Genomic DNA, 21,141 nt, shown 5'->3' with positions numbered 1-21,141 from the left:
TTGAGCATGAGCGCATTTAATGCTTATTTTAATAGGCTATGCGGTAAATTTGTAAGTTAACTAAGTGATTGAAGAATGAACAAAACAGAATTCTACGCGGATCTGAATCGCGATCTTAAAGCATTAATGGCAGGGGAAACCAGTTTCTTAGCCACTCTGGCAAATACCAGCGCGTTACTCTTCGAGCGCCTCTCTGACGTGAACTGGGCCGGCTTTTATCTGCTGGAAGACGACACGCTGGTGCTTGGGCCGTTTCAAGGCAAGCTGGCCTGCGTTCGCATTCCGGTAGGGCGTGGCGTGTGCGGTACCGCCGTGGCAACGCGTGAGGTTCAGCGCGTTGAAGACGTCCACGCGTTTGACGGCCATATTGCCTGCGACGCCGCAAGCAACGCTGAAATCGTACTGCCTCTGGTGGTAAAAAATCAGATTATTGGCGTTCTGGATATCGACAGCACGGTCTTCAGCCGCTTCACTGCCGAGGACGAACAGGGGCTGCGCACGCTTGCGGTGAACCTGGAAAATGTTCTTGCAGAGACCGATTATCATAAATTCTTTGCGAGCGTCGCAGGATAATCAACGGATAACGTAGCATTTACTGATAGCGTCATTATAATGTCGCCTGTTCATGCCTGCGCTTGTTGGCAACGTCCGTTGTAATCAGGAAATTTCATGGAAAATCAACCTAAGTTGAATAGCAGTAAAGAAGTTATCGCATTTCTGGCCGAGCGTTTCCCGCAGTGCTTCAGCGCTGAAGGTGAAGCGCGTCCTCTGAAAGTCGGTATCTTTCAGGATCTGGTCGCGCGCGTTGAGGGGGAGATGAACCTCAGCAAAACGCAGCTTCGCTCTGCATTACGCCTTTATACCTCGAGCTGGCGTTACCTGTACGGTATCAAGCCGGGTGCGACCCGTGTCGACCTTGACGGCAACCCGTGCGGTGAGCTGGACGAACAGCACGTAGAACATGCGCGTAAGCAGCTTGAAGAAGCCAAAGCTCGCGTGCAGGCACAGCGTGCGGAACAGCAGGCGAAAAAACGCGAAGCCGCAGCGGCAAACGGTCAGGAAGACGCCCCTCGTCGCGAGCGTAAACCGCGCCCGGCACCGCGTCGTGCAGAAAATAACGATCGCAAACCGCGTGCTGACAAACCAGCAGCTAAAGCCCCACGTGCGCCGCGCGAAGAGCCGCGCCACACCCCGGTTTCTGACATCAATGCGCTGAGCGTAGGTCAGTCTCTGAAGGTGAAAGCGGGTAACAACGCGATGGACGCCACCGTACTGGAAATCACCAAAGATGGCGTTCGTGTACAGCTGACTTCTGGTATGTCAATGATTGTACGCGCAGAACACTTGTTGTTCTGAAACGGAGGCCGAGCCTGGCATGAACACTTTTTTTAAGCTCACCGCGCTGGCTGGCCTGTTTGCTATAACAGGTCACGCTTTCGCTGTGGACGATATTACGCGTGTCGATCAAATTCCGGTTCTCAAGGAAGAGACTCAGCACGCGACGGTGAGTGAGCGCGTGACGTCGCGCTTTACTCGTTCGCACTATCGTCAGTTCGATCTCGATCAGGCCTTTTCGGCCAAAATCTTTGACCGTTATCTGAACTTGCTGGATTACAGCCATAACGTACTGCTGGCCAGCGATGTCGAACAGTTCGCGAAACGCAAATCCGAAGTGGGTGATGAGCTGCGCTCCGGAAAGCTGGATCTGTTTTACGATCTCTACAACTTATCGCAAAAGCGCCGTTTTGAACGTTATCAATACGCGCTCAAAGTGCTGGAACGTCCAATGGACTTCACCGGCAACGACACCTTTAATCTGGACCGCAGCAAAGCGCCATGGCCGAAAGACGAGGCTGAGCTGAATGCGCTGTGGGACGGAAAAGTCAAATATGACGAACTGAGCCTCAAGCTCACCGGCAAAGACGAGAAAGAGATCCGTGAGACGTTAAACCGTCGCTACAAGTTCGCTATTCGTCGTCTGGCGCAGACCAACAGTGAAGACGTTTTTTCACTGGCGATGACCGCGTTTGCGCATGAAATTGACCCGCACACCAACTATCTCTCTCCACGTAACACCGAACAGTTCAACACCGAAATGAGCCTGTCTCTGGAAGGTATTGGTGCGGTGCTTCAGATGGACGATGACTACACCGTTATCAACTCCATGGTGGCCGGTGGCCCTGCGTCTAAAAGCAAAGCGATCAGCGTAGGCGACCGCATTGTGGGTGTTGGTCAGACCGGAAAGAGCATGGTGGACGTAATTGGCTGGCGTCTTGATGACGTTGTTGCGCTGATCAAAGGGCCGAAGGGCAGCAAAGTGCGCCTGGAGATCCTGCCAGCCGGTAAGGGCACCAAAACCCGCATCATTACCCTGACCCGTGAGCGTATCCGTCTGGAAGATCGCGCGGTGAAAATGTCGGTGAAAACCGTGGGTAAAGAGAAGGTTGGCGTACTGGATATCCCGGGCTTCTACGTTGGCCTGACCGATGACGTGAAAGTGCAGCTACAGAAGCTTGAGAAGCAGAATGTCAGCAGCGTGATCATTGACCTGCGCAGCAACGGCGGCGGGGCACTGACCGAAGCCGTCTCGCTGTCCGGGCTGTTTATCCCGTCTGGCCCGGTGGTGCAGGTGCGCGATAACAACGGTAAAGTGCGTGAAGATGCCGATACCGATGGCGTGGTCTACTATAAGGGGCCGCTGGTGGTCCTGGTCGATCGCTTCAGTGCCTCTGCATCGGAAATCTTTGCTGCCGCCATGCAGGATTATGGCCGGGCGTTAATTGTCGGCGAACCGACGTTTGGCAAGGGCACCGTTCAGCAGTATCGCTCTCTGAACCGTATTTATGACCAGATGCTGCGCCCTGAATGGCCGGCGTTGGGTTCAGTACAGTACACCATTCAGAAGTTTTACCGCGTCAACGGCGGCAGTACGCAGCGTAAGGGCGTCACGCCGGACATCATGATGCCGACAGGTACTGAAGAGACGGAAACCGGCGAGAAGTTTGAAGATAACGCGTTGCCGTGGGATAGCATCGATGCCGCGACATTCGTGAAATCGGGTGATATGAAGCAGTTCGGACCGGAACTGTTGAAAAATCACAACGATCGCATCGGGAAGGATCCTGAATTCCAGTACATCATGAAGGACATTGCGCGTTTCAACGCGCTGAAAGCGAAACGGAACATTGTGTCTCTGAACTACGCCCAGCGTGAGAAAGAGAACAATGAAGATGACGCGACGCGTCTGGCGCGTATCAACGATCGCTTCAAGCGCGAAGGTAAGCCTCTGCTCAAAAACCTGGACGATCTGCCTAAGGATTACCAGGAGCCCGATCCGTACCTGGACGAGACGGTGCATATCGCGCTTGATCTCGCGAAGCTGGAAAAAGATAAACCTGCCGTGCAACCTGCTCCGGCAAAATAACTCCCCAACAGGCACAAGAGATTGTGCCTGTTTCTTTTTGTTCTACATCCTTCCGTCAGGCAGATTTCCAATTGTGTAAAGTTGTGTCTTTCTGGTGACTTACGCCGTCTGGATGCTTGAAAATACCCGCAATACCCATACGATGTGGGTAATCGCATAGTGCGTTTTGTTAAACTGAGGTTAAAAGAATATTATGATGCGAATCGCGCTCTTCCTGCTCACCAACCTGGCGGTTATGGTGGTATTCGGGCTGGTGCTAAGCCTGACGGGAATTCAGTCGAGCAGCGTTCAGGGTCTGTTGATTATGGCGCTGCTGTTTGGTTTCGGTGGCTCTTTCATTTCACTGCTGATGTCGAAGTGGATGGCACTGAAATCCGTGGGCGGTGAAGTTATCGAGCAGCCGCGTAACGATATGGAACAGTGGCTGATGAGCACGGTTGCTCAGCAGTCAAAGCAGGCGGGCATTGCCATGCCGCAGGTGGCGATTTACCACGCGCCGGATATTAACGCATTTGCTACCGGTGCGCGTCGTGATGCGTCCCTGGTGGCCGTCAGTACCGGTCTGCTGCAAAACATGAGCCGTGACGAAGCGGAAGCGGTTATTGCCCACGAGATCAGCCACATCGCCAACGGCGATATGGTCACCATGACCCTGATTCAGGGCGTGGTGAACACCTTCGTTATCTTTATTTCCCGTATTCTTGCGCAAATCGCTGCCGGGTTTATGGGCGGCAACCGTGATGAGGGTGAAGAGAGCAACGGCAACCCGCTGATCTATTTTGCTGTTTCGATGGTGCTGGAGCTGGTGTTCGGTATCCTGGCAAGCATCATTACCATGTGGTTCTCCCGTCACCGTGAGTTCCATGCGGATGCCGGTTCAGCGAAACTGGTGGGTCGTGAGAAGATGATTGCAGCGCTGCAACGTCTGAAAACCAGCTACGAGCCGCAGGAAGCGAACAGCATGATGGCCTTCTGCATCAACGGTAAATCTAAGTCGCTGAGCGAGCTGTTTATGTCTCACCCACCGCTGGATAAACGTATTGAAGCGCTGCGTAACGGCGAATACCTGAAGTAATACCAGCCGCATGAATAAAAACCGGGCAGGAGACCCTCTCCGCCCGGTTTTTTTATGCCTGCGCCTTCGGCTGGGTGATACGTAGCCCGCTGACGACAGCCGCGAGGGTTGCCAGCGTCCCAGCGGCGATCAGCGCAACGTGTGTCGCATTCTGCCCGGCAAGGTTAAACATCAACGCCACCAGTGCGGCCCCGGTACTTTGCCCTAATAGCCGTGCCGTCCCCAGCATTCCGCTGGCGCCACCGCTGCGATGGCGTGGGGCAGAGGTGATAATTGTGTGGTTGTTCGGTGACTGGAACAGACCAAAACCCGCACCGCAGAGGATCATACGCCAGATAATATCCAGGTCCCCCGGCGAGGAGGGCAGTAGCGCCAGCGCAAACAGTCCCACTGCCATGACTACCAGCCCGATAGCCCCCAGCAGTCCGGCGTGAACTCGCTCAATAAGATACCCGGCCAGCGGGGCCATCACCATGGTTGCCAGAGGCCAGGGCGTGAGCAGCAAGCCCGTTTCCACTTCTGAACGACCGATCACGCTCTGTAAAAAGAACGGCAGCGCAACCAGCGCCAGCATCTGGGCGCAAAACGAGCAAATTGAGGTGCAAATGGAGAGCGAAAACAGCGGTATACGCAGCAAATCTACCGGCAGTAACGGCACGGGGAGCGCCAGCTGGCGTCGTACAAAGAAAAAGCCGATAACAAGCAGGGCAACGATTTCTGCGGCTATGAGCGTTAGCGACTGCCCCTGCGCAAATCCGCTCAGCGCGGTAATCAGCAGGCCAAAGGTCAGCGCGTTCATCACGGCGCTGGGCAGGTCGAAGCGTGGCGTGGTGTTTTTCGGACCATTTTCCGGTAGATAGCGCAGGGCGAAGAAGATAGCCACGATGCCAAGGGGCACGTTGATGGCAAACAGCCACTGCCACGAGGCGACAGACAGAATGGCAGCGGCAATCGTCGGCCCGGCGGCAGACGACACGGCCACAATAAAGGAGTTAATGCCCATGCCGCGTCCAAGGTGGCGATGAGGATAGATGAGCCGAATCAGGGCCGTATTCACGCTCATCAGCGCCGCGCCCCCAAAGCCCTGAGCGATACGCGCCAGGGTGAGGGTGTGCAGTGAATCGGAAAGGGCACAGAAGAGCGAGGTGAGGGTAAAGACCACCAGCCCGCACTGGTAAACCCGGCGATAGCCAAACATATCGCCCAGGAAAGAGAGTGACAGGAGGGAAATCACAATCGCGATTTGGTACGCATTCACAATCCAGATGGAGCTTGCAGGAGACGCATTGAGATCTGTTGCAATGGTAGGAAGAGCAACGTTGGCAATCGCACCGTCAAGGACGGCCATCGAAATGCCGATGACAATAGTGGCAATTGCCCCGTACCGCTGCGGTAAGGGCAGGCCATCAGAAACGTTTTTTTGCATGGGAAAAGAATGACTCAGCGTGAAATTATTTTCAGGGTAACTATTTTAGCACCGTTATTTCGGTTTTATGTCGCAGATTTGTAACGAAGTAAAGCCAGATAGATTGCAGCACGCATCACACGAATTTATAATAAAAACCGGTTCTGATTTTTATAAAACACTCTCCATGAGGTGATAAATGGCAATCGCAGATTTGGATAAACAGCCAGATTCTGTTTCTTCCGTGCTGAAGGTGTTTGGCATCTTGCAGGCGCTCGGAGAAGAGCGTGAAATTGGTATTACAGAGTTGTCTCAGCGTGTGATGATGTCGAAAAGCACCGTTTATCGCTTTTTGCAGACGATGAAATCATTGGGTTATGTCGCGCAGGAAGGAGAATCAGAAAAATATTCTCTGACCCTGAAGCTGTTTGAACTGGGCGCTCGTGCCTTGCAAAACGTGGATCTGATCCGCAGCGCGGACATTCAGATGCGTGAACTTTCACGGCTGACGAAAGAGACAATTCACCTCGGCGCACTGGATGAAGACAGCATTGTTTACATCCACAAAATCGATTCCATGTACAACCTGCGCATGTATTCACGCATCGGTCGCCGTAACCCGCTCTACAGTACCGCAATTGGTAAAGTGCTGCTGGCCTGGCGCGATCGCGAAGAGGTGAAGCAAATCCTTGACGGCGTGGAATACAAGCGTAGTACCGACCGCACTATCACCAGTACGGATGAACTGCTGAGCGTGCTGGATAGCGTACGCGAGCAGGGCTACGGGGAAGATAACGAAGAGCAGGAAGAAGGGCTGCGCTGCATCGGTGTGCCGGTGTTTGACCGCTTCGGCGTTGTCATTGCGGGCCTGAGCATCTCGTTCCCGACGCTGCGTTTTTCCGAAGAGCGTCTTCATGAGTATGTGGCAATTCTGCATACCGCAGCGCGCAAAATTTCAGAGCAGATGGGCTATAACGACTACCCGTTCTGATCGATGCCGCCAGTAAAAAACGCCGCATTTTTGCGGCGTTTTTGCAGAGTGAGTTCAGCGCTGATTAGCCGTTATCAACCACGACAGAGGACTTACGCAGTACGGGACAGTTGCTTAGCCCGATGATCCCGCTGTCTGAATGGATGTACTGCGCCGTGCTTACCCCCTGGGCGGTGAGATATTTACACTGAATACCCAAACCCGCGGCATTTTCTTTGCTTCCCATTAATACGCCATACCCACTTAACAGCAGGCCGATCCACACAAGTGCCAGTACAATTACCGTACGAACGAGTAAACGCATCGATGCCTCTTTTTTCTTTGTTGTCATGGAGTAAGCGTAACGGGTTTACGCAGTGAAACAAGTGCACGATTCCGAAAAGAGTCAGTTGAAGGTACAGTTAGCCCCTGTTTAAGATAGCCGTGATAACCTGGCTACATCAGGTCATAAGACGGAGTGTGGAGTGAAAAAAATACGCTGGGTAATTCTGATTATAGTGTTGATAGCATGCGTGGTGCTGTGGACGCAGACTATCAATGTGATGTGCGATCAGGATGTACAGTTCTTTAGCGGCATTTGTTCAATCAATAAGTTTATCCCCTGGTAGACGTCATTTTTACGCTGAGCGATGTTCTTACGTGGCGGCAGTGGTAAAATAGCGGTTTTTACTGAGGTGGTGAAATGGGTGAGTTACTGAATTCGGGGCTGCTGAGCATTGCATCCCTGGTAATGGCGTTGGTTGTGCTGGCTGTTGGCCTGGTGCTGTGGTTCTTCGTTAACCGCGCCAGTTCCCGCACAAACGAGCAAATTGAGCTGCTGGAAGCGTTGCTTGATCAGCAGAAACGGCAGAATGCGTTGCTGCGTCGTTTGTGTGAAGCCAACGAACCGGAAGAGAAAGCGATACCGAAGGACGCTACTGCTTCGCAACAAGATGAGGAAGACTTCATTCGCCTGGTAGCCGAAAGATAGTCTGCCCAGATCGGGGAGGTGGCCTGAGCGTACGGCGTAAATCTCCTCCCTTATCACGTTTTTCCCGCAACATCCCCGCAAAGAATTAAGCAGTAGTTAACTTTTGTTTCAGTACACTGAAAACTGGCGAATATTTATCCTTATTTAACAAATACCGTTTCGTTGAATAAATAGTCTGCTTTAACTCGCCAAAAGTGTTTTATTTTTATCGAAACGTTTTGCTTGCCTTCTTTTGAGGCAGAGTCATAAAAATTTCATTATTTTGGTGCATAATAACACTTATTAAACGGTGGATTTTAATACAGTTAGCAATAGCTGATTAACTTTTTTATTTACTGTCACACGTTGGTGCTTTGCAATGTTTTCAGCATAACTTTTCACAAAAAGTTCTAACTCAGTCATTCCTTTAAAGAAAAGTAGGGTTTGGGATGGACGCTTTGAAATGATTGAGCTATGTTTAAAAAGTCTTTGATTACAGGGCGCGTCAAGGCGCTCTGTAGGCCGGTAGATCAGGTGGCGCTTCATTTGACAATACGCATAACCGCGCAGATTGTTCTGGAGTAACACGTGAATTTGTGCGGCGGATCGAGACACGTTTAAAAATGGCTTGCCATATTAAACGTTGTGTGTGATAACACGTTTTGGGTCAAACGAGGTACAGTTCTGTTTATGTGTGGCATTTTCAGTAAAGAAGTCCTGAGTAAACACGTTGTCGTTGAATACCGCTTCTCTGCCGAACCTTATATTAGTGCCTCAAGCAGTAATGTCTCAGTTTTATCTATGTCAAAGCCTGCGGGCTAAGAAAACACTCTAAGGAATTTTGCAAATGGCAAAGATTAAAGGTCAAGTTAAGTGGTTCAACGAATCTAAAGGTTTTGGTTTCATTACTCCTGCTGACGGCAGCAAAGACGTGTTCGTACACTTCTCTGCAATCCAGGGTAACGGCTTCAAAACTCTGGCTGAAGGCCAGAACGTTGAGTTCGAAATTCAGGACGGCCAGAAAGGCCCAGCTGCGGTTAACGTAACTGCTATCTGATCGAATCACTGCTGACTGAAGCGCCAGGCGCTTCGCTCTCAGACATAAGCCTCGCCGATGCGGGGCTTTTTTATTCGCTTATTTTTCAAAATATTACGTAATCCCCCTCTGTTAGTATCTTGTTGCAAACCCGTGAGGTTATTAGCATTCTTTTCCCGACTTATTATCCGTTTTTCTCGTTAAATCAGGGCGTTGATCAGTAGCCCTGGGGTTAAGGTGAAAAAAAAGACAATAACGACCACCGGAAACTTTACGCCGGCACGTTTTGCACTTCTGTGTCTCGCCATCTTTTGTAGTCTCGCGTTTCTGCTGGGCCGCGTGGCGTGGCTACAAATTATCAAACCGGATAATCTGGTGAAGCAGGAGGATATGCGCTCCCTGCGCGAAGTGGCGATAGACGCCCCGCGTGGGATGATTGTTGATCGTGAAGGGCGTCCCCTTGCGGTAAGCGTACCCGTCCAGGCCGTCTGGGCCGATCCCAAAACCGTGCTGGAAAAAGGGGGCGTCGGGTTTGATTCGCGCTGGCAGGCTCTGGCAAATGCCTTACACCTTTCTCTGAGCACGCTCGCATCCCGGATAAACAGCAACCCGCACGGGCGATTCATTTATCTTGCCCGTCAGGTTGATCCCTCCCAGGCAAAGTGGATCGACAAGCTGCGTCTTCCCGGTATTAACCTTCGCGATGAGTCCCGCCGCTTTTATCCCGCCGGACACGTGGCGGCGAACCTGATTGGCTTCACGAACATTGATGATCAGGGTATTGAGGGCGTCGAGAAAAGTTTCAACACGCAGCTTACCGGGAAGGCAGGCGTGCGGCTGGTCAGGAAAGATCGCTATGGACATGTGGTGGAGAACCTCACTGAGGTGGCCCCCGTTCCTGCACACAATATCCAGCTTAGTATCGATGAACGCCTGCAAACCATCACCGAAGACGCGCTGGATAATGCCGTGGCGTGGAACAAAGCCGAGTCAGGCGCGTCGGTACTGATTAATATCCAGACGGGCGAAATACTGGCGATGGCCAGCTTCCCGGACTTCAACCCCAACAATCGGGAAGGGGCAACGCTGGATGATTTTCGCAATCGCGCGATCAGTGACACCTTTGAACCTGGCTCGACCGTTAAGCCTCTGGTGTTGATGACGGCGCTACAGCAGGGGCTGGTTCAGCCTGACAGCGTGATTGACACGCATCCCTACATTATAGATGGGCATCGTATTCGCGACGTAGGCTACTATCCGGAACTGACGATGACCGGGATACTGCAAAAGTCCAGCGACACGGGCGTATCCCGTCTTTCGCTGGCGATGCCCGTGCAACGGTTACTCGATACCTATAAGCACTTTGGTTTTGGCGAGAGTACCGGGCTTGGCTTAACGGGGGAAAGCTCAGGCTTACTGCCACAGCGAAAATTCTGGAGCCAGTTAGACCGGGCGACCTTTGCATTCGGCTATGGCCTGATGGTCACCCCCCTCCAGCTGGCGCATGTGTATGCCACCATCGGCAGCTATGGCATTGAACGGCCTCTGTCCATTACCCGTATCGATCCGCCGGTGATTGGCAAACGGGTGATGCCCGAGGAAATTGTTCACGAGGTGGAACACATGATGGAGAGCGTCGCGTTACCCGGCGGGGGCGGGATCAAAGCAGCGGTGCGTAACTATCGCGTGGCGATTAAAACCGGTACGGCCAAAAAAATCGATGAACACGGTAAGTATGTGGATAAATACGTCGCCTACACTGCGGGCGTTGCGCCCGCCAGCGATCCCCGTTTTGCACTGGTGGTGGTGATCAACGACCCTAAAAACGGCGCCTACTACGGCGGGGCCGTTTCTGCGCCCGTTTTCAGCGAAATTATGGGGAACGTTCTGCGTCTGGAAAACGTAAAGCCTGACGGGCTGCCGGCAGATTCTGACCATCTGATTGTGATGCGTCACCCAGCCGTTTATAACCCTGGCGAATAGCGGTACACTTCGCCTTTTGGTTTACGCCCTGGAGTTGTCATGTCTTTCAGCTGTCCCCTTTGCCACGCGCCGCTGATGCGCGCGGAGAAAACGTTTATCTGTCCACAGGGACATCAGTTTGACAGGGCGAAAGAGGGCTATGTGAATCTTCTGCCTGTACAGCACAAGCGCTCCCGGGATCCGGGTGACAGCGCGGAGATGATGCAGGCCCGCCGGGCGTTTCTCGATGCCGGGCACTATCAACCGCTCAGGGATTCTGTCGTCGACTTACTCGGTAACTGTCTGACAGAAGGCGCATCCGCCATGCTGGATATCGGCTGTGGCGAAGGCTACTACACCGCAACGTTTGCAGACGTGGCGGCTGAGAAGGGCGCCGAAACGTACGGCCTGGACGTATCGAAAGTGGCAATCCGTGCGGCAGCAAAACGCTATTCCGCGGTGACGTTCTGCGTGGCCTCCAGCCACCGTTTGCCGTTTGAGGAGGCGAGCATGGACGCCGTGGTGCGTATCTACGCGCCGTGCAAGGCAGAGGAGCTGGCGCGCGTGGTTAAGCCCGGCGGGTGGGTTATCACCGTTACGCCAGGGCCCCGTCATCTGCTGGAGCTGAAAGGGCTGATCTATGATGAAGTGCACCTGCATGCGCCTCACTCAGAACAGCTGGCGGGCTTTGCGTTAAAGCAGGAGCTGTCGGTGGCGTATGAAATGACGTTACAGGGAAGTGAAGCCGTGGCGTTACTGCAAATGACGCCGTTTGCGTGGCGGGCAAAACCCGCGGTGTGGGAAACGCTGGCAGCGCAGACAGAATTTCGCTGCCAGACGGATTTCAGCATCCATTGCTGGCAGCGCGAAGATTAACCCGCAAAGTGTGCCCAGAGGATTTGGGCACCAATCCCGATCAACACGATACCGCCCAAAATTTCGGCTCGTTTACCCAGCAGCGGGCCAATGAACCGGCCAACCATCATCCCCAGCGTTGACATGATAAGCGTCGCGCAGCCAATCGCCAGCGCGGTGGCGATAATATTGACCTGCAAAAACGCCAGACCGACACCGACGGCCATGGCGTCCAGGCTGGTTGCGATAGCGGTGGTCACAAGAAGCCAGAAGCCGTGGCGGTGCAGCGGCGCGTCATCTTCATCGCTGTTGCCCCGCAGACCTTCAATCACCATCCGGCCGCCGAGAAAGACCAGCAGCACGAAGGCAATCCAGTGGTTCCACTCCAGCACAAACTGGCTGGCGAGCATCCCCAGACCCCACCCGATAAGCGGCGTCAGCGTTTCGATAGCGCCAAAGATAAGACCGGTACGCAGGGCTTCGGAAAATTTAGGTTTATGGAGGGTGGCACCTTTACCGATAGAGGCGGCAAATGCGTCCATTGACATGCCAAAGGCCAGGAGGATCGTAGCGGAGATATTCATAAGCGCGTCCAGACCGGGGATATCCATATGACACATCACTGCCCCCAGTAAACAGCAGTTGATGTATCTATGGTCTCGCCTGATCCCTTTGGCACAGTAAGTGCTGAAAGCGATCCGTACGCGCCACGTTTTTCAACGAGTATGTTGACACGTACATTTCCTGAAGGCAGGAAATCGGCTACTCCCCAACGACGGGCGCAACCTTAACATATTTTGAGAATATAAAACAACACTCAGAAAGGCTTAATTCAGGCACTGCGTTGATAACGATTTTCATTTAGATTTATGCGTGAAAATATCGTTAAGAAATATAAGTTAATTAACAGGGAAGATATAGCATCGGCTATATTGCGAACAAAAAATTACGCAATATATAGCCGAAGCTATAATTTTAACTCATTGAGTTTTAACAAGTAATCTGTAGATCTTTTCCAGGTCATCAATATTTTTAACCCGGATGAGCAGGCGGCGTTGTTCTAATTGCATCACCAGCACCCCGTCCTCGGATAAATTCATCTCTTTAATACGGTTATATTCTATCCAGACATTGGCGAAGAAGAATCCCTGTTTTTTAAAAATGAGTTTTGGCGAGCGGATCCAGAACAGGTAAATCGCCATTAATGCCAGCGCACATAATAACCATGTGGTTAATATTGCACCGTGGCTGGTCACGTTATTGTAAATCAGAATGACCACCAGCCCGGCGAAGATGAATGCATCAATGCGTCCACGGCGTAAGAGGGGAAGGGTTAGCAGCGTCTCGCCGTGGCGGCGAGGCATAATGAACTCGTCATAGATCGCGTAAGCCAGAAGGGCAACAATAAATAAAACCAGTACGGTGTCCGTGACAGTCATTCATCCTCCAGATAAAAAGACCGGGGGCAAGCCCCCGGTCGGTAACGCGTTTTATTACAGACCCAGCAGGCCGACGGCGTAGCCCGCGATACCGATGACGAAGAAGCCAACGATGATCCACAGCGGGTTTACTTTCTTACGCAGCAGCCACATGCAGGCGAAGGTTAACAGCAGCGGTACCAGGCCCGGCATCAGCTGGTCCAGAATGGTCTGCACGGTGGTAACGCGCGTCTGACCATCCTGACCGGTGATGGTCGATACCACCAGCGGGATGTTCACGTGCGTCCACTTGTTTACCAGCGCCCCCATCACAAACAGGCCGAGGATTGACGCCCCCTCAGTCAGTTTTTGCAGGAAGCCGCCGCCCATATCCTTAACGATATCCACCCCTTTACGGTAGCCGTACGCTACGCCGTAGTAACGGGTCAGCAGACGCACCGCGTTAAACAGGATGAAAAACAGCAGCGGACCGAGCAGGCTGCCGCTCATGGCAATACCGGCACCCAGCGCCGCAAACACCGGACGCACGGTTCCCCAGAAGATAGGGTCGCCCACGCCTGCCAGCGGTCCCATCAGACCGACTTTGATACCGTTGATGGCACCATCGTCAATCTCAGCCCCGTTCGCACGCTGCTCTTCCATCGCCAGCGTTACGCCCAGAACAGGCGCCGCGACGTAGGGATGGGTGTTGAAGAATTCCAGGTGACGCTTAATTGCCTGACGGCGCGCTTCGTTGTTTTCCGGATACAGGCGTTTGATTGCCGGCACCATGGAGAAGCAGAAGCCGAGCGCCTGCATACGTTCGAAGTTCCATGAACCCTGAAACAGATTAGAACGGATGAACACGCCACGAATATCACCCGGAGTGAGTTTTTTCTCAGTGGTAGTTTTTGTCATATCAACCATTTCGCTCACCTGTTAGTCCAGTTCGTTATCGAGATCGTTGTTACCAGCAGCCTGCGCAGGGGCACCCGCGACGCGGTTGTATTTCGGGCTGAGCTGGATATAAAGAATCGCCATCACCGCGCCAATCACGCCCAGCGCAACCAGGTTGAAGTTGGTGAACGCAGCGGTAACGAAGCCGAGGTAGAAGAATGGCATCAGGTAGCCCGCACGCATCATGTTGATAACCATCGCGTAACCGACCACCACGATCATGCCGCCGGCGATGTTAAGACCGCTGGTGACCACTTCAGGGATGGCATTCAGCATGTTCTGAACTTCGCTGGTCCCCACGGAGATCGCCACGATAACCGCTGGGATCGCGATACGCATCGCTTGCAGAAACAGGGAGGAAACGTGGATCCAGGAGAGCGCCGTAAGGTTGCCGTTTTCGGCTGCCTTATCCGCCGCGTGCTGGAAGGCCACGGTGATAGTACGAACGATGATGGTCAGTACCTGGCCCGCAGCGGCCAGTGGAATAGCCAGCGCGATACCGGCACCAATACTCTGGTGACCGGCGATAACCAGAACGGTTGAGATAATGGACGCCAGGGCGGCATCTGGCGCAACGGCTGCACCAATGTTCATCCAGCCGAGGGCGATCATTTCCAGCGTACCACCGATAATGATACCGGTTTTCATGTCACCGAGAACGGCGCCAATCAGCGTACAGGCCACCAGAGGACGGTGGAACTGAAATTCATCAAGTACGGATTCCATACCCGCAATACATGCGACGATGAACACCAGTACAATTTGAAGAGTAGTAATCTCCATTGCACTTCTCCTATTACATAAGCTTTATATGAAAAACCGGCCCGGGCTTATTTCCCCACTTTGCCGATCAAATCCATCATTTTCAGTTTCTGATCCGTGGAAACCTTACGGGCTTCCAGTTCGATACCGCGGGCATTCAGCTTGTTGAAGGCCTCAATATCTTTCGCATCCACTGAAATCGCGTTATTGACCTGCGTTTTGCCCTGGCGGAATGCCATACCGCCAATGTTAACGGAGGTGATTTTCACGCCGCCTTCAACAAGGCGTTCGACGTCTGTCGGGTTGGTGAAGAGAAGCATCACGCGTTCGCCCGCATATTTCGGGTTGTTGTAAACGCGGATCATTTTGGCGACATCCACGACGTGCGCGGTAACGCCCGGCGGTGCAACCTGGGTAAGAAGTGTTTTGCGTACAGTGTCAGCGGCCACTTCGTCACTGACCACGATAATGCGTTGTACGTTTGTCTCTTTGGTCCAGCGTGTCGCCACCTGGCCGTGGATCAGACGGTCATCTATACGCGCAAGGCCGATAACCATGTAATCGTTCGGACCCATTGGCTTCGCCGGTGCAGCGGCCTTTGGTGCAGCAGGGGCAGAAGCGGGTTTTACAACCGGCTGTGCTTTCAGCGCTTTAACGCCTTCGCGACCGGTTTCCACCGCCAACGCCACCAGCTCGTCAAAGCCTGGGTTGTCGTCACGCGCCATCAAGGTTTCAACCAGCATCGGGATATTCACCCCGGCGACGACTTCATAATGCTCTTTATCGACGACAATGCGGCTGGCAGCGTTGAACGGGCTGCCGCCCCAGGTATCTACGAGAAACAGCACGCCTTTGCTGGTATCCAGCTTCTCAAGCTGAGCAGTGTATTTTTCAATCAGCGTCTCGGCGTTTTCACCGGGAACGAAATCGATCCAGCCGACGTTTTCCTGCTCGCCCAACAGCATCTCTGCCGTTTTGAGTAACTGCTCCGCAGCCCAACCATGTGTGCCTATGACAATAGCAATGGTCACTTGCTACCTCCTATTATTATCATTTATACGTCTGCCAGGCAGGCGTACTGAGAATCGTATTGGCGAACCGAATCGATTCAGATAAGGGTTAGAGTTCTAAAAAACCAAGACTTCCGCGAATTATTTTAGATAGTGAAAAAATAATTTATGTGATGAAGATCCGTAATTTAGCTACGCATTACAGATTTATCTAAAAGATAAACCGCGTGTGTTACAGAAGTTTGCAAAGGAACGTAAATCTTTGCTAAATACCAATTGTCTCTGATATGTTTAGCCTCCGTTTAATTATTCAGGAGTATAGGGCTACAGCCCACTATATGGACCGTCACCGACGTCAGTCATCTTCCAGGCCATCCCGCGCCTTATTCATCGGCGATCTTCGCCACGCATCGACTCTCATTTCCTTTGAACTGCCCGAAATCAGCGGGGCACCGTTTTATCATACCTTTAGCAGGAGCGTGTCATGGAATTCTTAATGGACCCGTCAATCTGGGTAGGACTGCTTACGCTGGTTGTGCTGGAGATCGTTCTCGGTATTGATAACCTGGTGTTTATCGCCATTCTGGCGGACAAGCTGCCGCCGAAACAGCGTGACAAAGCCCGTCTTATCGGCCTCTCGCTGGCGCTGATCATGCGACTGGGCCTGCTCTCCGTGATCTCGTGGATGGTTACCCTGACGAAGCCGCTGTTCACCGTGATGGATTTCACCTTCTCCGGTCGCGATTTGATCATGCTGGTGGGGGGGCTTTTCCTGCTGTTCAAAGCCACAACGGAGCTGCATGAACGGCTGGAAAACCGGCAGCACGACGGTGGACACGGTAAAGGCTATGCCAGCTTCTGGGTCGTTGTTCTTCAGATCGTGGTGCTTGATGCGGTCTTCTCGCTGGATGCGGTGATTACGGCGGTCGGCATGGTGAACCATCTGCCGGTGATGATGGCGGCGGTTGTGATTGCGATGGCGGTAATGCTGCTGGCCTCGAAGCCGCTGACGCGTTTCGTCAACCAGCATCCGACGGTAGTAGTGCTGTGTCTGAGCTTCCTGCTGATGATTGGTCTGAGCCTGGTGGCAGAAGGTTTTGGCTTCCATATTCCGAAAGGCTACCTGTACGCCGCGATTGGCTTCTCGATCCTGATCGAGCTGTTTAACCAGATTGCGCGCCGTAACTTTATTAAGCAGCAGTCGAATCAGCCGCTGCGCGCCCGTACCGCCGATGCGATCCTGCGCCTGATGGGCGGCCGTCGCCAGGTGAATGTGCAGGCGGATAGCGAGAACCGCAACCCGGTTCCGGTGCCGGAAGGCGCGTTTGTGGAAGAAGAACGCTACATGATCAACGGCGTGCTTTCGCTGGCCTCCCGCTCCCTGCGCGGCATTATGACGCCGCGCGGAGAAATCAGCTGGGTGGATGCCAACCTGAGCGTCGACGAAATTCGTCAGCAGCTGCTCTCCTCGCCGCACAGCCTGTTCCCGGTCTGTCGGGGCGAGCTGGATGAGATCATCGGCGTGGTGCGCGCGAAAGAGATGCTCGTGGCGCTGGAAGAGGGCGTCAACGTCGAGGCCGTTGCGGCTGCGTCGCCTGCCATCGTGGTACCGGAGACGCTGGATCCGATTAACCTGCTGGGCGTGCTGCGTCGTGCCCGCGGCAGTTTTGTTATCGTTACCAACGAGTTTGGTGTAGTACAGGGTCTGGTCACGCCGCTTGACGTGCTGGAAGCGATCGCGGGTGAATTCCCCGATGCGGATGAAACGCCGGAAATCGTCGCCGACGGTGACGGCTGGCTGGTGAAAGGTACCACCGATCTGCACGCGCTTTCGCACACGCTGGGCGTTGAAAACGTGGTCAATGACGATGAAGACATCGCCACCGTGGCAGGGCTGGTGATTGCCGTTAACGGACAGATCCCGCGTGTCGGTGATGTGCTGGAGCTGCCGCCGCTGCAAATTACCATCGTTGAAGCCAACGACTATCGCGTTGATATGGTGCGTATTGTTAAAGAGCAGTCCGCACACGACGAAGAAGAGTAACGCTTGCTAGCGTAACGGCAATAACGGCACGATGTGTCCATTGTGACGGGCTGGCGGAGAGGCACTTTCCGCCAGCCATGTCGGAAACTCCCGCAGCGGCATTGGCCGCGCATACAAGAACCCCTGCAAAATGTGTACGCTGTGACGGCGCAAATAGCGTGACTGCTCCTCGGTTTCAACCCCTTCCGCAACCAGTTCTATATTCAGCCTCTGGCCCAGCGCAATAATGATATCCGTGACCGTTGAGTTCACGGCGTCGGTGCCGATCGCAGTGGTGAAGGATTTATCAATTTTCAGCACGTCCGGACGCAGCTTTTCAAGCCACGAAAGTGAGCTATTGCCGGTACCAAAATCATCAATCGCAAGTTTCACTCCTTTACGGTGCAGCTCGCGCACGATGCGGTAATCCACATCAAGCAACGCATCGCGTTCAGTTAACTCCACAATCAGCTGCTGAACCGGATTGGCGTTAAACCAAATGCGGTTGAGATCCCGGATCAGCGCAGCGCGGCGAAAATGGCTGGCGGCCACGTTAATGCCGATATGAAAATCGCGCGAGGCCGGGAAATAGCCTATCTGCCGCACCGTTTCGCTGATGACGTAGCGGGTAAGCGGAACAATCAGGTTATGTTCTTCGGCCAGAGGGATAAAGACATCGGGTGAGATCCATCCCTGACGTGGGTTATTCCAGCGCAGAAGGATCTCGACGCCGACGCACTCCCGCGTGCGGGCATTCACCAGCGGCTGGCAGAAGAGTTCAAACTCCCGGGCAGCAATCCCCATATTGATTTCCCAGGTGAAACTGATGCGCCGCGCCGTGGCGAGCCAGACGATATAGCCCATCAGTAAGCTAAGCATCAGCGCCAGCGGCAGCTGAGTGGGCAGATTCCTCAACGCCATTTCGCCTGGCCCCGGGCCGCTGACCGTGACGCTGAAGGGGTACCGCTGTGACGATTGTTCCAGCAGGGAGGCACGTTCATCGAAGGTCAGCGTATTCGTGACCTGTTGCCCGTCGCGGAGAAAATTATCGCCCACCTTGAGGACAACGTCGGTAATCAGCGGCCGCTGCGGCTCAAGGATCATTTTGGTGATGAGATCGATATTCACCACCTCCATCACCCCATCCTTGCTCCCGCCCGCCACGGGGGACCACTGGATCAGCACCGGGCTGCCTTTTAACAGCCACCGGTCGGTCAATAACAGCAGCCTGGGATCGCTCGCCGGCAGGATCGGGTGAAATTCGCTGACGGGAACATTACGAATGCCGAACACGCTTGAGCAATACAGCGTGCCGTCTTTTACAAGGGCGATTGAGCGTACGGTTTGCAGAATCGCCGCCTGTTTTCGCAGGACAAGATTCACCTCGGAACAGGGTTCACCCACCAGCGCGATGAGGGTTTCACGGTGGGTTTCCAGGGACATCAGCACCTTGTCCAGCGCGCGGACGGTGCTCTGAGCGAAGTCCTGGATCCGATCCTGATTTATGTTGCGCTGTGAAATAAAGCGAATGCCCAACGTCAGGACGAGCGTCATGAGCGCAACCGTGACGCAGACGATAACGCGTTTTCGGCGATAGTCTTTAATGATCGTTTGTGCAGTTTGCATGAACGGTCGCCTGATAAGCTCCGGCCGGAAGAGCCAGACGCAACAGTGACAGTGTAGTGGGGATTACGTGAAGCGACGAGACGAGAGGGGAAAATTCGCCCATCCGTTGTGGATGGGCGAAAGGAAGGCTTAGTCGCACTGCACCTTAATGGCCAGACCACCGCGGGAGGTCTCACGGTACTTCGCATTCATGTCCTTGCCGGTTTCGTACATGGTTTCGATAACCTTATCCAGCGACACGCGGGGCTCGCTGGTGCGGCGCATCGCCATGCGCGAGGCGTTGATGGCCTTAACGGAGGCGATGGCGTTACGCTCAATGCACGGCACCTGCACCTGGCCGGCAACCGGGTCACAGGTCAGACCGAGGTTATGCTCCATGCCGATTTCCGCCGCCACGCAAACCTGCTCAGGGCTTGCGCCCAGCAGCTCCGCCAGTCCCGCAGCCGCCATGGAGCAGGCAACGCCCACTTCACCCTGACAGCCCACTTCCGCACCGGAGATGGAGGCGTTCATTTTGTACAGCGCGCCGATGGCGCCTGCCGCGAGGAAATAACGGATGTAGATATCCGGCGTGACGGGCTCGATAAAGTGATCGTAGTAGGCCAGCACCGCCGGAACGATACCGCACGCGCCGTTGGTCGGCGCGGTCACCACGCGGCCCCCTGCGGCGTTCTCTTCGTTCACCGCCAGAGCAAACATGTTCACCCAGTCAACCACGTTCATCGGGTCGTTGGAGAATTTGTCCGTGGTGACCAGCATACGGCGCAGCGCGGATGCACGACGCGGCACGCGCAACGGGCCCGGCAGAACGCCTTCGGTGTTCATACCGCGATCGATACAGGCGCGCATGGTTTGCCATACGTTAGCAAAATAGTCTTCGATCTCTTTCTTGCTGTGCAGCGCCAGCTCGTTCTTCATCACCATGCCGGAGAGGGACAGGCCGGTCTCTTTGCAGTAGCCCAGCATTTCGGTGGCGGATTTGAACGGATAGGGCACATTGACGTCGCCCGCGCTCTCTTTACCAAAGTGTTCTTCGTCAACGATGAAGCCACCGCCGATGGAGTAGTAGGTTTTGCTGTAGATCTCTTTTTCGCCGCTCCAGGCGTGGATGGTCATGCCGTTTTCGTGCAGCGGCAGGTTGTCGCTGCGAAAACGCATACCATCATCCTGCGGGAAGTCCACTTCATGCTGACCGTTAGCCAGCAGCAGGCGTCCGCGCGTTTCCACGTCGCGGATAAATGCCGGAATGGCATCAATATCAACAGTGTCCGGCATGTTGCCCGCCAGACCCATAATAATGGCGATATCGGTGTGGTGGCCTTTACCCGTTAATGACAGTGAACCGTAAACGTCTACGGCGACACGGGTAACGCTTTCCAGTAATCCTTTTTCGACCAGATCATCGACGAACTGTTTACCGGCCTTCATCGGCCCTACAGTGTGGGAAGAGGACGGGCCAATCCCCACTTTGAACATGTCGAATATACTAATCACTTTCACACTCCTGACAGGGTTACTGGGGTTCCAGTAACGATGTTATAACTGCGCATAGTGTAAGAGGGAACACCAACCTCGGCTTAACTATTCACATGAATTAAACTAATGGTTAACGATGGTTTTGCTAATAGCGCGACGCCGATCGCAAACC

At 53.7% G+C, this 21,141-nt stretch carries 20 protein-coding genes and 1 pseudogene; 12 read left to right on the top strand and 9 right to left on the bottom strand.

The features are described from left to right. Positions 1 to 75: 75 nt before the first annotated feature. The 4 genes from A3466_RS04795 (at position 76) to htpX (ending at position 4,499) form a co-directional block, all read left to right on the top strand. Positions 76 to 573, top strand: a complete 498-nt coding sequence (locus A3466_RS04795) for a GAF domain-containing protein (RefSeq protein ID WP_063449629.1) — start codon at positions 76 to 78, stop codon at positions 571 to 573. A 96-nt stretch (positions 574 to 669) separates the two neighbouring features. Beyond that, positions 670 to 1,356, top strand: coding sequence for an RNA chaperone ProQ (proQ, locus tag A3466_RS04790; protein WP_006811005.1), 687 nt, complete (start codon positions 670 to 672; stop codon positions 1,354 to 1,356). 19 nt (positions 1,357 to 1,375) lie between these two features. Continuing rightward, positions 1,376 to 3,424 (top strand): carboxy terminal-processing peptidase, encoded by a 2,049-nt coding sequence (gene prc, locus A3466_RS04785; protein WP_063449628.1) that lies wholly within the window; start codon positions 1,376 to 1,378, stop codon positions 3,422 to 3,424. A gap of 193 nt (positions 3,425 to 3,617) precedes the next feature. Beyond that, complete coding sequence (gene htpX / locus A3466_RS04780) at positions 3,618 to 4,499, top strand: protease HtpX (RefSeq protein ID WP_063449627.1); 882 nt, start codon at positions 3,618 to 3,620, stop codon at positions 4,497 to 4,499. A 52-nt stretch (positions 4,500 to 4,551) separates the two neighbouring features. Here htpX and A3466_RS04775 read toward each other — a convergent pair whose 3' ends face one another. Continuing rightward, positions 4,552 to 5,925 carry an MFS transporter gene (locus A3466_RS04775; protein ID WP_063449626.1) on the bottom strand — a complete coding sequence of 458 codons (1,374 nt, stop codon included), beginning with the start codon at positions 5,923 to 5,925 and terminating at the stop codon, positions 4,552 to 4,554. A gap of 178 nt (positions 5,926 to 6,103) precedes the next feature. Between A3466_RS04775 and kdgR the strand changes: the two genes are divergently transcribed. Beyond that, a complete protein-coding gene (gene kdgR, locus A3466_RS04770) occupies positions 6,104 to 6,895 on the top strand; it encodes a DNA-binding transcriptional regulator KdgR (RefSeq protein ID WP_063449625.1) in 792 nt (263 codons plus the stop codon). A 64-nt stretch (positions 6,896 to 6,959) separates the two neighbouring features. Here the strand turns inward: kdgR and A3466_RS04765 are convergent, their stop codons facing one another. Then, positions 6,960 to 7,199: a YobH family protein gene (locus tag A3466_RS04765; RefSeq protein ID WP_063449624.1), complete on the bottom strand. Its 240-nt coding sequence runs from the start codon at positions 7,197 to 7,199 to the stop codon at positions 6,960 to 6,962. Positions 7,200 to 7,359: 160 nt separating this feature from the next. Here A3466_RS04765 and mgrB point away from each other — a divergent pair, with 160 nt between their 5' ends. From mgrB to rlmA, 6 genes and pseudogenes are all read left to right on the top strand, one after another. After that, positions 7,360 to 7,503 (top strand): PhoP/PhoQ regulator MgrB, encoded by a 144-nt coding sequence (mgrB, locus tag A3466_RS04760; RefSeq protein ID WP_003859906.1) that lies wholly within the window; start codon positions 7,360 to 7,362, stop codon positions 7,501 to 7,503. A 74-nt stretch (positions 7,504 to 7,577) separates the two neighbouring features. After that, positions 7,578 to 7,865, top strand: a complete 288-nt coding sequence (locus A3466_RS04755; protein WP_063449623.1) for a YebO family protein — start codon at positions 7,578 to 7,580, stop codon at positions 7,863 to 7,865. A 669-nt stretch (positions 7,866 to 8,534) separates the two neighbouring features. Next, positions 8,535 to 8,679: pseudogene (locus tag A3466_RS04750) on the top strand (DUF2627 domain-containing protein). Between the two features lie 12 nt (positions 8,680 to 8,691). Continuing rightward, complete coding sequence (gene cspE, locus A3466_RS04745) at positions 8,692 to 8,901, top strand: transcription antiterminator/RNA stability regulator CspE (RefSeq protein ID WP_001062678.1); 210 nt, start codon at positions 8,692 to 8,694, stop codon at positions 8,899 to 8,901. Between the two features lie 216 nt (positions 8,902 to 9,117). Then, positions 9,118 to 10,863, top strand: coding sequence for a peptidoglycan glycosyltransferase FtsI (ftsI, locus tag A3466_RS04740; protein WP_063449622.1), 1,746 nt, complete (start codon positions 9,118 to 9,120; stop codon positions 10,861 to 10,863). Positions 10,864 to 10,902: 39 nt separating this feature from the next. Beyond that, on the top strand, positions 10,903 to 11,718 hold the full coding sequence (gene rlmA / locus A3466_RS04735; protein ID WP_063449621.1) for a 23S rRNA (guanine(745)-N(1))-methyltransferase: 816 nt from the start codon (positions 10,903 to 10,905) through the stop codon (positions 11,716 to 11,718). Here rlmA and mntP read toward each other — a convergent pair. From mntP to manX, 5 genes are all read right to left on the bottom strand, one after another. Continuing rightward, entirely contained in the window at positions 11,715 to 12,281 is a 567-nt protein-coding gene (mntP, locus tag A3466_RS04730) for a manganese efflux pump MntP (protein ID WP_063449661.1), read from the bottom strand. The genes rlmA and mntP overlap by 4 nt on opposite strands. A gap of 396 nt (positions 12,282 to 12,677) precedes the next feature. Next, the gene (locus A3466_RS04725) at positions 12,678 to 13,136 is read right to left on the bottom strand and encodes a DUF986 family protein (protein WP_063449620.1); all 459 of its coding nucleotides are present in this window, start codon (positions 13,134 to 13,136) and stop codon (positions 12,678 to 12,680) included. A gap of 54 nt (positions 13,137 to 13,190) precedes the next feature. Beyond that, positions 13,191 to 14,042, bottom strand: a complete 852-nt coding sequence (locus A3466_RS04720; RefSeq protein ID WP_006810994.1) for a PTS mannose transporter subunit IID — start codon at positions 14,040 to 14,042, stop codon at positions 13,191 to 13,193. A gap of 12 nt (positions 14,043 to 14,054) precedes the next feature. Then, positions 14,055 to 14,855, bottom strand: a complete 801-nt coding sequence (manY, locus tag A3466_RS04715) for a PTS mannose transporter subunit IIC (protein WP_063449619.1) — start codon at positions 14,853 to 14,855, stop codon at positions 14,055 to 14,057. 47 nt (positions 14,856 to 14,902) lie between these two features. Then, the gene (manX, locus tag A3466_RS04710; protein ID WP_063449618.1) at positions 14,903 to 15,865 is read right to left on the bottom strand and encodes a PTS mannose transporter subunit IIAB; all 963 of its coding nucleotides are present in this window, start codon (positions 15,863 to 15,865) and stop codon (positions 14,903 to 14,905) included. A 463-nt stretch (positions 15,866 to 16,328) separates the two neighbouring features. On the opposite strand from manX, the gene yoaE reads away from it, so the two are divergent. Further along, positions 16,329 to 17,888 carry a CNNM family cation transport protein YoaE gene (gene yoaE / locus A3466_RS04705; protein ID WP_063449617.1) on the top strand — a complete coding sequence of 520 codons (1,560 nt, stop codon included), beginning with the start codon at positions 16,329 to 16,331 and terminating at the stop codon, positions 17,886 to 17,888. Between the two features lie 6 nt (positions 17,889 to 17,894). Here the strand turns inward: yoaE and A3466_RS04700 are convergent, their stop codons facing one another. Further along, positions 17,895 to 19,493: an EAL domain-containing protein gene (locus A3466_RS04700; RefSeq protein WP_063449616.1), complete on the bottom strand. Its 1,599-nt coding sequence runs from the start codon at positions 19,491 to 19,493 to the stop codon at positions 17,895 to 17,897. A 129-nt stretch (positions 19,494 to 19,622) separates the two neighbouring features. Further along, positions 19,623 to 20,987 carry an L-serine ammonia-lyase gene (sdaA, locus tag A3466_RS04695; protein ID WP_047354210.1) on the bottom strand — a complete coding sequence of 455 codons (1,365 nt, stop codon included), beginning with the start codon at positions 20,985 to 20,987 and terminating at the stop codon, positions 19,623 to 19,625. Positions 20,988 to 21,141: the final 154 nt, after the last annotated feature.

Origin of the sequence: Enterobacter genomosp. S, assembly GCF_001631805.1 — a bacterium.
Lineage (GTDB): Bacteria > Pseudomonadota > Gammaproteobacteria > Enterobacterales > Enterobacteriaceae > Enterobacter > Enterobacter quasihormaechei.
This window is presented reverse-complemented; position numbering and strand designations above follow the sequence as displayed.

Bases quoted from the DNA above. Each gene is read 5' to 3' on its own strand.
- prc (WP_063449628.1), top strand. From the start codon at position 1,376: ATGAACACTTTTTTTAAGCTCACCGCGCTGGCTGGCCTGTTTGCTATA.
- A3466_RS04725 (WP_063449620.1), bottom strand. From the start codon at position 13,136: ATGACTGTCACGGACACCGTACTGGTTTTATTTATTGTTGCCCTTCTG.
- A3466_RS04775 (WP_063449626.1), bottom strand. From the start codon at position 5,925: ATGCAAAAAAACGTTTCTGATGGCCTGCCCTTACCGCAGCGGTACGGG.
- rlmA (WP_063449621.1), top strand. From the start codon at position 10,903: ATGTCTTTCAGCTGTCCCCTTTGCCACGCGCCGCTGATGCGCGCGGAG.
- A3466_RS04755 (WP_063449623.1), top strand. From the start codon at position 7,578: ATGGGTGAGTTACTGAATTCGGGGCTGCTGAGCATTGCATCCCTGGTA.
- yoaE (WP_063449617.1), top strand. From the start codon at position 16,329: ATGGAATTCTTAATGGACCCGTCAATCTGGGTAGGACTGCTTACGCTG.
- kdgR (WP_063449625.1), top strand. From the start codon at position 6,104: ATGGCAATCGCAGATTTGGATAAACAGCCAGATTCTGTTTCTTCCGTG.
- manY (WP_063449619.1), bottom strand. From the start codon at position 14,855: ATGGAGATTACTACTCTTCAAATTGTACTGGTGTTCATCGTCGCATGT.
- A3466_RS04720 (WP_006810994.1), bottom strand. From the start codon at position 14,042: ATGGTTGATATGACAAAAACTACCACTGAGAAAAAACTCACTCCGGGT.
- A3466_RS04795 (WP_063449629.1), top strand. From the start codon at position 76: ATGAACAAAACAGAATTCTACGCGGATCTGAATCGCGATCTTAAAGCA.
- cspE (WP_001062678.1), top strand. From the start codon at position 8,692: ATGGCAAAGATTAAAGGTCAAGTTAAGTGGTTCAACGAATCTAAAGGT.
- proQ (WP_006811005.1), top strand. From the start codon at position 670: ATGGAAAATCAACCTAAGTTGAATAGCAGTAAAGAAGTTATCGCATTT.
- htpX (WP_063449627.1), top strand. From the start codon at position 3,618: ATGATGCGAATCGCGCTCTTCCTGCTCACCAACCTGGCGGTTATGGTG.
- mntP (WP_063449661.1), bottom strand. From the start codon at position 12,281: ATGAATATCTCCGCTACGATCCTCCTGGCCTTTGGCATGTCAATGGAC.
- A3466_RS04700 (WP_063449616.1), bottom strand. From the start codon at position 19,493: ATGCAAACTGCACAAACGATCATTAAAGACTATCGCCGAAAACGCGTT.
- A3466_RS04765 (WP_063449624.1), bottom strand. From the start codon at position 7,199: ATGCGTTTACTCGTTCGTACGGTAATTGTACTGGCACTTGTGTGGATC.